At 49.3% G+C, this 8,798-nt stretch carries 5 protein-coding genes and 1 pseudogene; 5 read left to right on the top strand and 1 reads right to left on the bottom strand.

The window, feature by feature from the left end; translation table 11 throughout:
* Positions 1 to 15 precede the first annotated feature (15 nt).
* From ABDK09_17290 to ABDK09_17270, 5 genes and pseudogenes are all read left to right on the top strand, one after another.
* A complete protein-coding gene (locus ABDK09_17290) occupies positions 16 to 1,863 on the top strand; it encodes a hypothetical protein (GenBank protein ID XAW88755.1) in 1,848 nt (615 codons plus the stop codon).
* A 19-nt stretch (positions 1,864 to 1,882) separates the two neighbouring features.
* A complete protein-coding gene (locus ABDK09_17285) occupies positions 1,883 to 2,923 on the top strand; it encodes a vWA domain-containing protein (GenBank protein ID XAW88754.1) in 1,041 nt (346 codons plus the stop codon).
* A complete protein-coding gene (locus ABDK09_17280; GenBank protein XAW88753.1) occupies positions 2,892 to 3,740 on the top strand; it encodes a type I secretion C-terminal target domain-containing protein in 849 nt (282 codons plus the stop codon). Before ABDK09_17285 ends, ABDK09_17280 begins: the two co-directional genes overlap by 32 nt.
* Positions 3,741 to 4,073: 333 nt before the next feature.
* Complete coding sequence (locus ABDK09_17275) at positions 4,074 to 5,018, top strand: glutathione S-transferase family protein (protein ID XAW88752.1); 945 nt, start codon at positions 4,074 to 4,076, stop codon at positions 5,016 to 5,018.
* A gap of 177 nt (positions 5,019 to 5,195) precedes the next feature.
* A pseudogene (locus tag ABDK09_17270) lies at positions 5,196 to 6,474 on the top strand (MgtC/SapB family protein).
* A 107-nt stretch (positions 6,475 to 6,581) separates the two neighbouring features.
* Here the strand turns inward: ABDK09_17270 and pta are convergent.
* A complete protein-coding gene (gene pta, locus ABDK09_17265; protein ID XAW88751.1) occupies positions 6,582 to 8,726 on the bottom strand; it encodes a phosphate acetyltransferase in 2,145 nt (714 codons plus the stop codon).
* Positions 8,727 to 8,798: the final 72 nt, after the last annotated feature.

The following is an 8,798-nucleotide window of genomic DNA, read 5'->3' as shown; positions in this document are numbered from 1 at the left end:
GTCAATGATGCTCCGGTGATTGAGAATATTAGCTCTGTTTCGGTATCTGAAGAGGGACTTCCGGGTGGTAACCCTGATACTAATGGTCCTGTGGACACTACGGACAGCAAACAAGCGACCGGTACATTCGATGTCAGTGATGTCGACGGTGATGCTCTGATACTGTCGCTATCTAGTTCAGCGAGTTTGACCAGTGGTGGCGAAGATGTAACCTGGTATTGGGATACTGCAAGCAATACATTAATTGGATATGTCGGTGAACTTGGTGGTGAAGATTATCAGTCTGTGGTGACGGTAACGTTGACAGAACCTGAGGACGGTTCAACCCAATGGAGTTATAGCGTTGAATTGCAAGCCCCGATTGATCATGCTGTTACTTCTGTAGAGGATGTACTGGAATTTAGCGTTACGTTGGCGGTCTCTGATGGTCAAACCGTGACGCAAAGCAATATCAATATTTCGGTTGAGGATGATTCACCGGTCGCGACGGTAAGTGAGCCACAAGCATTAGTCGTTACCAATATTCCAGAAATTCTGGTTGGTAAATTTAATCTATGCAATTACAACGCTTCTTCTGACCAAGGTTTCACTATTAGTGCGAGAGGTTTTGCTTCGGAAAGTGATCTGACCTTAGTCGACCGCACGGTTTCTTCGTCAAGCGAGGGTATTGGTGTTAGTGGTCCTTCACCTTACCACCGTTTAGATAATGAAGTGGATTATCGTGAGGTTGATGGTGAAGGAGCATCGGAAGAGATCATCATTACTCTCGATGAAGGGACAGTCGCTTACGGATTTAGCGTTGACTTTGGCTACTTCTATGGTGGTGAAAAAGAGTCGGGTGAAGTTGAGTTCTGGCGTGATGGTGTTTTGATCTCGACTCAGACTTTTGCATCTGAAGATGATAATGGTAATGCGTCCGCTGATTTTATCATCGCTCAGGATGGCGGTTTTGACAAAGTGGTTATTCGGGCCACGGACAACCAGGTTGGCAACGACAGCGACAACAGCGACTTTACTATTAAGTCGATTGAGTTTATTGGCTCAGATACGACCGAACCGCAATCGATAGCTTATGGAAGCGGACAGGTTGATGTTGAGTGGGGTGCTGATGGCGTAGGCTCTATCGCGTTGGGCTTTAATGATGCTGACTGGGAAATCGCACCAGGGGTTCTGATTGTCACTGATGGTAATAGAACTAACACTATTACAGGTGAGGGCATTGATGGTTCACTAGTGTTCCGATTGGAATTCACTCCGGCAACTGGTCAATGGGAGTTCTATCAGTATCAGGCGATGTCAGCCACTGATGGTGACGTGGATATTAATTTCACTGTTTATGCCACTGATGGCGATGGTGATATCGCGATTGGCGGCTTTGCTGTCACTCCGCTAACACCACCAACAGTAAGTAATCTAATGCTGACTGTCTCGGAAGAGGGGTTGGATAACGGTATTGCGGATTCTTCATTGGATCAGCCAAACAATGGCATCACTGATTCTGCCACGGATGAAGGTGATGTTACGTTAACTGGTCAAGGGACACTGTCGCTTGAGGTGCCTGAGCAAACATTGAGCTCAAACGGAGACACTATCCAGTGGCAACTGTCGAACGATGGCCAGACTCTGACCGGCTTGGCTAACGGTGACCGGGTGATTGAAGTAGTCGTGGACAGTGATGGGCACGTGAGCACAGAACTATTTGGGGCGATTGATCATCCTGAAAACTCAGACACTCTGACTCTAGAGGTGCCGGTTACTGCCGCAAACGGTGTTGGTTCAACTTCGGGTAACATTGCGATTGCTATTGAAGATGATGTACCTACTACTTCTGAGATATTCGAGTTTCTCTGCTCCGCAAACTAAGGAAGGTGCTAATGTTCAGTTGATCGTTGACATTTCAGCTTCATCAAATGGGCAGAATGATGTCAGAGAGGCAGTGACTGATATTCTCGAGCAGTATCAGTCATTAGGTGAAACCAAAGTTCAGTTGATTGTGTTTAGTGATACTGCATGGCTTGAGGGTTCAACTGCATGGCTTGATGTAGACGATGCGCTAGCTCTGGTTAACAATCTCTATGACAATGGCTCTACAAGCAATCCGTCTCAGGCTAAAGGGCAAGCTGACTATGACGAAGCATTAGAGTTTGCAGCACAGCAGTGGAGTGAAGGTAGTTCTCTTAGCGATGCAACAAACGTGAGTTATTTCTTGTCCGACGGCAAACCGAATGGGCATGACGGGTTCGGTCCGTGGAAGAATGACAATTCTGTAAATCGGTCTGAACTAGCTACATGGTTAGACCATCTGGAGACTAACGGGATCACTAGTATTTCGTACGGGTTTGGCTCTAATGTCGACGTAGACCAGCTAAATATGATTGCTTACGATGGCTTTAACAACACAGATAGCTCTGCGGTCGTTGTGTCTGCAGCAAGTGATCTTCCGAATGTGATCCAACAGTCGCAAGTTAAGATTATTGAAGGCTCTTTAACTGAGAGCGGGAATAGTTTTGGTGCTGATGGCGGTTATTTAAGTCAGTTGACTGTTGAAGGGGTGGTGTTTAGTTTTGACCAGAATTGTGTATACAGAACCGGATGTGATAATAACCTAAGCGCCTGGTATAACTCTGATAGTCATGAACTTACCATCTATCGAGACAATGAATACCAATTAGTTATCGATTTAGTTAGCGGAGATTACCGTTTCATAGGTGCTAATCAAGATCAATCTCAGCGCATCGAGTTTGGTTATACCCTGACCGATAATGATGGGGATTCCAGCTCCAGCACCATGACGTTTGTCACCGGTTACGATATTAACTCCACGCTTGACGCTGTTGATACCGTGCATGTGTTCAATGATGGTGATTCGGTCCACTGGTCTTCGGTTTCCTGTGGATATCGCGAGTACATCCAGCGTTGTTGAATACGGTGAAAATGGCCTTGTAGTAAACGTCGGTGCCGGTGGTGATGATGTGTTCCTTGGCGATGGTGATGACGTTATCTTCCTTGGCGACAGCCATGTTGAAGGTCTGGATGACAATGCCACTGCTGCACAGAAGCAAGCAGCAGCCCAGGAAGTCATGGAGGCCTTTGGTACGGGTCATGACAGCGATTGGCTAGTCGATCCGAATGATGAAGACAGTGCGCTTAATATCAGCGGAGCAAGTAACGCATATGTTGACATTGCGCATGGCGGCCGCGGTGATGATTACATCTATGGCGAAGGTGGTGTCGATCTTATCTTCGGCGGTTCTGGTAACGATCATCTGTTCGGTGGTGACGGTAACGATACCTTACGTGGCGGCACAGGCGATGACGCACTTAACGGCGGCGCCGGTGATGACATCCTGGTTGGAGGTCTGGGTAACGACATTCTGACTGGTGGTGAAGGTAATGACCTGTTTGTGTTTGATGGTGAGTTCCAGAATGACCATGAATACAAACACCAGATGGATGTGATTACTGATTTCCACCAAGGTGACAAGCTGGATCTGTCACAAATGATGGAAGACCTGGGACGTGATTCGATGGAAGATCTGCTGGCACACGTCAATGTCAAAGTGGAAGACAACGACATCGAACTGACGTTTGAAACCGGCACGGGTGAAGACAGTCACAGCCAGTCTATCGTGTTGAGTGGAAGTGCGAGTCAGTTTGGTCTTAACGACCAGTCGAGCAGCTCGGATATCACCAGTTTGCTGTTGAGCGATATCATTAAGCACGATCCAACCAACAGCTAATACTGTTCAGGTAAGCATGTAAAGGTTCGGTACATATTCCCGGCTTCGGCCGGGTGTATGGCCGAACTTTTTTGTTTGTTGATGCTCACTCTGGATTGATTGGCCTCTCCGTTTGTTTCGGTTACACCTGCTGCCATTGATGAGGTGATTGCTCTTTGAGTGCTAATTGGTTGAGTCAATGATGCTTATGTTCCCGTTGTGACATTTACCGCTTGTTTCTCACCTAGTTCAAATTTTTCGAATAACTAAGCCAATCCTTCCCGGTTATTTCCCGATTTCGCCTATCTATAATGGTCTTAATTAAGAGACAAAAGCATTTTAACGAGGTGAATCATGGGTAAATTAGTCGAGGGTGTATGGCACGACGTTTGGTATGACACAAAAAACAGTGGCGGCCGTTTTGTGCGTGAAGACGCAGGCTTTCGTGACTGGGTGGAAAACAAACCAGACGCAAAATTTACTCCGGAGTCCGGACGCTATCATTTGTATGTATCGCTGGCGTGTCCGTGGGCACACCGAACTCTGATTTTCCGTCAGCTCAAGCAGTTACAAGAGCATATTGATGTCACTATCGTTTGTCCGGATATGCTGGCAGAAGGCTGGACTTTTGGTATCCCTGAGCCGCTGTTTGGCCATACTCGTATGCATCAGATTTACACTCAGGCCAAATCAGATTACACCGGTCGTGTGACTGTACCTGTCTTGTGGGATAAGAAAACTAACACCATTGTCAGCAATGAATCGTCTGAAATCATCCGTATGTTCAACACCGCATTCAACGACTTGACGGGTAACCAGGATGACTACTATCCGCAGCACCTGCAGGCGTTGGTGGATGAGTGGAACGAGTTTATTTATCCGAACATCAATAATGGTGTTTATCGCTGTGGTTTTGCCACCACGCAAGAAGCGTACGAAGAAGCGTATGATTCTCTGTTTGCGGCACTGGATAAGGTGGACAGCCACCTGGCGACCCATCGTTACTTAGCCGGTAATGTGATCACTGAAGCGGACTGGCGTCTGTTTACCACACTGATTCGTTTTGATGCGGTGTATGTCGGTCATTTCAAATGTAATAAAAAACGCATTGCGGACTATCCGAATCTGAACGGTTATCTGAAAGAGTTGTATCAGGTGCCGGGCGTCAAAGAGACCACCGATTTTTATCATATCAAGCGTCACTATTACTTCAGTCACACCACTATCAATCCGACTCAGATTGTGCCGGTGGGACCGGATCTGGATCTGGACACGCCGCACGGCCGTGAAGGTATTTAGGCGTTTGACATACTAGCGGCAGCGCTTGCTCAGTGCAATCCGACAAGCCCTGGCTGATTGGCCGGGGTTTGTTTTATCTGAAATATGAACTCCATTTTTATCAAAACCTTATACACTTATTAGAGGGTACTTGTGCCATGAGCCTGCTTAGCGGGATTAACTCGTGATGGAGTTATTATGGAGCTTACCAACGTCAGTCAAAGTGTTATCTGGAATCTGCTTATTGCTCTCTTGCTGGGTGCCATTGTCGGTACGCAGCGTGGCTGGGTAACCCGGCATAATGTCGAAGGGTCGCGGGTGGCCGGTATTCGCACCTTCTCTTTGGTTGGTTTGTATGGCGGCTTATCGGCGGTGTTGGCTGAACGTTATTCGCCGTTGCTGCTTGGTTTTGCGCTGTTAGCACTGGTGATTGTTACCTGCATTGCGTTTGTGCTTAAGCAGCGTAAATCACAGGATATCAGCATTACCGGTGTGGTGAGCTTGTTGGTCACTTTTGTCATCGGCAGCCTGGCTGTGTCCGGCAATCCGGTGTTGGCGGCCGTCGCGGCGGTTATCACCGCCTTGGTGCTGGATAATAAGCAGGAGCTGCACCAGGCGCTGCAAAAGCTGCAGGAATATGAACTGGACGCAGCGCTGCGACTGATGTTGATTTCGATTGTGATGCTGCCGCTATTACCCAATCAGAGTTACGGCCCTTGGGGCGCTCTGAATCCGTATGAGATTTGGTGGATGGTAGTACTGATCGCCAGCATCTCTTTTATTGGTTACTTTGCCATTCGTATCGGTGGTGCCCGACGCGGCGTGCTGTTTACCGCTGCGTTTGCGGGGCTTAGCTCATCGACCGCTTTAACCTTGCAATTTTCCCAGTTGTCGCGTGAGCGGGCTGACATCAGTCCTTTGCTGGCGTGCGGTATTCTGCTGTCGTGCGGCACCATGTTTCCCGCGGCTGTTGGTGGTGCTTTCATTGATTAACAAGAATTTACTGCCGATGCTGGCGCCTGTGGTCGGAGTGATGATGCTGGCGCTTTACCTGCCGGCATGGTTATTGTGGCGATCCGCTGAGACGGTGGCTTCTGAACAACAAAGTGAACAGGAAAAACGCCATAACAATCCGCTCGCGTTGCAATCTGCGTTGTGGTTTGGCCTGGTCTTGGCTCTGATCATGTTGCTATCGCATGCTTTGTCAGAGTGGTTTGGTGAAGCTGGCACCCTGGTGCTGGCCGCGGTGTCCGGGATTACCGATGTCGATGCGATCACACTCGCTCTGGCGAGGCAGAGTTCAGACGGGCTGGATAATCATACTGCGGCGCTGGGTATTGTGATTGCTGCCTCGGTTAATACCTTGGTGAAAATGGGGATGGCCTGGGTCGTGGGTGACAGGCAGGTCGGTATAAGAGTGATGCCGGTGATGCTGCTGTCCGTCGGGCTTGGTTTACTGACGCTGTGGATTATCTAAATATCATCAGCTGGTTGTTTCATGTGTCAGTGCTTTTCACAAGGGCAGGGCACAAATAAACAAAAGGCCTTCGCAGTGCGAAGGCCTTTATCTTCAGTCATAAGCAATTATTTTTGCTCTTGGTCTGCCTGAATTGCAGTCAGAGCGATGGTGTAGACGATATCGTCAACCAGTGCGCCGCGTGACAGGTCGTTCACCGGCTTACGCATTCCTTGCAGCATCGGACCGATTGAAACCAGGTCAGCACTACGCTGTACCGCTTTGTAAGTGGTGTTACCTGTGTTCAGGTCTGGGAACACAAATACTGTCGCTTTACCTGCAACCGGAGAGTTAGGTGCTTTAGAAGCTGCTACGTTCTCCATGATCGCTGCGTCGTACTGAAGCGGACCGTCGATAACCAGGTCGGGACGTTTTTCCTGTGCCAGGCGAGTCGCCTCACGTACTTTATCAACGTCAGCGCCTTTACCTGAAGTACCGGTCGAGTAAGAGATCATCGCTACGCGAGGATCAATACCGAATGCAGCGGCAGAATCTGCTGACTGGATAGCAATCTCAGCCAGTTGCTCAGCGGTTGGATCCGGGTTGATTGCACAGTCACCGTAAACCAGAACCTGGTCAGGCAGCAGCATGAAGAAGATCGAAGAAACGATCGACGCATTTGGTGCTGTCTTGATGATCTGGAACGGAGGAACGATGGTGTTGGCCGTTGTGTGAACGGCACCAGAAACCAGACCGTCGACTTCGTTGGCTTCCAGCATCATGGTGCCCAGGAATACTGAATCTTCCAGCTTCTCGCGAGCAACTACTTCAGTCATGCCTTTCGCGCCACGCAGCTCAACCAGACGAGCAACGTAGTTTTCGCGGATAGCGTCAGAATCGATGATTTCAACGCCAGCGCCCAGTTCAACACCTTGTTGCGCGGCTACGCGACGGATTTCATCCGGGTTACCCAGTAGGACACAAGTCGCGATACCGCGTTCAGCACAGATAGATGCAGCTTTAACGGTACGTGGCTCATCACCTTCAGGCAGAACGATACGTTTACCGGCACGACGAGCGAACTCAGTCAGCTGGTAACGGAACGCAGGCGGGCTCAGACGACGAATACCCTGAGTACCTTCACTCAGAGAGTCGATCCAAGGGCCGTCGATGTGGCTGGCAACGTGATCGTTAACGAACTCGATACGCTCTTTATCGTCCGCCGGAACTTCCAGGCTGAAGCTTTGCAGGTTCAGCGAAGTTTGCCAGGTGTTACCCTGTGCCTTGAAGATTGGCAGGCCTGATTCGAAAGCAGGTTTACACAGCTGTTCGATTTCGTGCGGGATGTCGTAACCACCGGTCAGCAGGATAGCACCGATCTCAACGCCGTTCATCGCTGCCAGAGATGCCGCAACGATAACGTCCGGACGGTCTGCTGAAGTCACCAGCAGTGAACCTGGTTTGAAGTGCTCAATCATGTGTGGCAGTGAACGGGCACAGAAAGTGATGCTCTTCACGCGGCGAGTGTTGATCTCACCGGCATTAACGATTTCAGCTTTCAGGTGCTTCGCCATATCGATAGCACGGGTCGCGATCAGTTCAACATTCCATGGCACGCAACCCAGAACGCGGATTGGGCTGGAGTTGAAGATCTGCATCACTTCCAGGTTTGCTTTGGTCGCTGCGTCAGAATCGTCAAAGATTTCAGACAGATCAGGACGAGTACGGCCTGCTTCATCAACCGGAGCGTTCAGCTTGTTGATGATCACACCAGCGATGTTTTTGTTCTTCACGCCGCCGAAGTTAGAGCAGGCCACTTCCAGACGCTCTTTGAGCTGAGATGGGTTGTCGGTGCCAGGAGTGGCAACCAAAACGATCTCTGCGCCCAGCGTTTTTGCTACTTCGTAGTTCACCTGGTTAGCGAACGGATGCTTACGGGTCGGAACCAGACCTTCGATCAGAGTTACTTCCGAATCTTTATTGATTTGGTTGTAACGCTCAACGATAGTTTCCAGCAGTACGTCCATTTTCTCGCCGCCGATCAGGCCTTCAGCTTCAGGCATCGACATTGGCTGAGCCAGTTTGATGCTGCTGTTTGCACTGATGATGGTAGAAGTCAGGTCAGGCTGGTCGCCGCCACTGCGTGGCTGCGCGATTGGCTTGTAGAAAGAAACATTTACGCCTTTGCGTTCCATAGCACGCAGCAAACCCATGCTTACGCTGGTAAGACCAACGCCGGCACTGGTTGGGATAAGCATAATAGTACGGGACATTCTTAAAGTACCTCAACACTATTGTTTAAAATCTAAGGAGCTTAGATTGAAAGGAACAAAGCCCAACAGGCG

Source organism: Vibrio sp. CDRSL-10 TSBA (assembly GCA_039696685.1).
Classification (GTDB): Bacteria; Pseudomonadota; Gammaproteobacteria; order Enterobacterales; family Vibrionaceae; genus Vibrio.
This window is presented reverse-complemented; position numbering and strand designations above follow the sequence as displayed.

Bases quoted from the DNA above. Each gene is read 5' to 3' on its own strand.
- ABDK09_17275 (XAW88752.1), top strand. From the start codon at position 4,074: ATGGGTAAATTAGTCGAGGGTGTATGGCACGACGTTTGGTATGACACA.
- pta (XAW88751.1), bottom strand. From the start codon at position 8,726: ATGTCCCGTACTATTATGCTTATCCCAACCAGTGCCGGCGTTGGTCTT.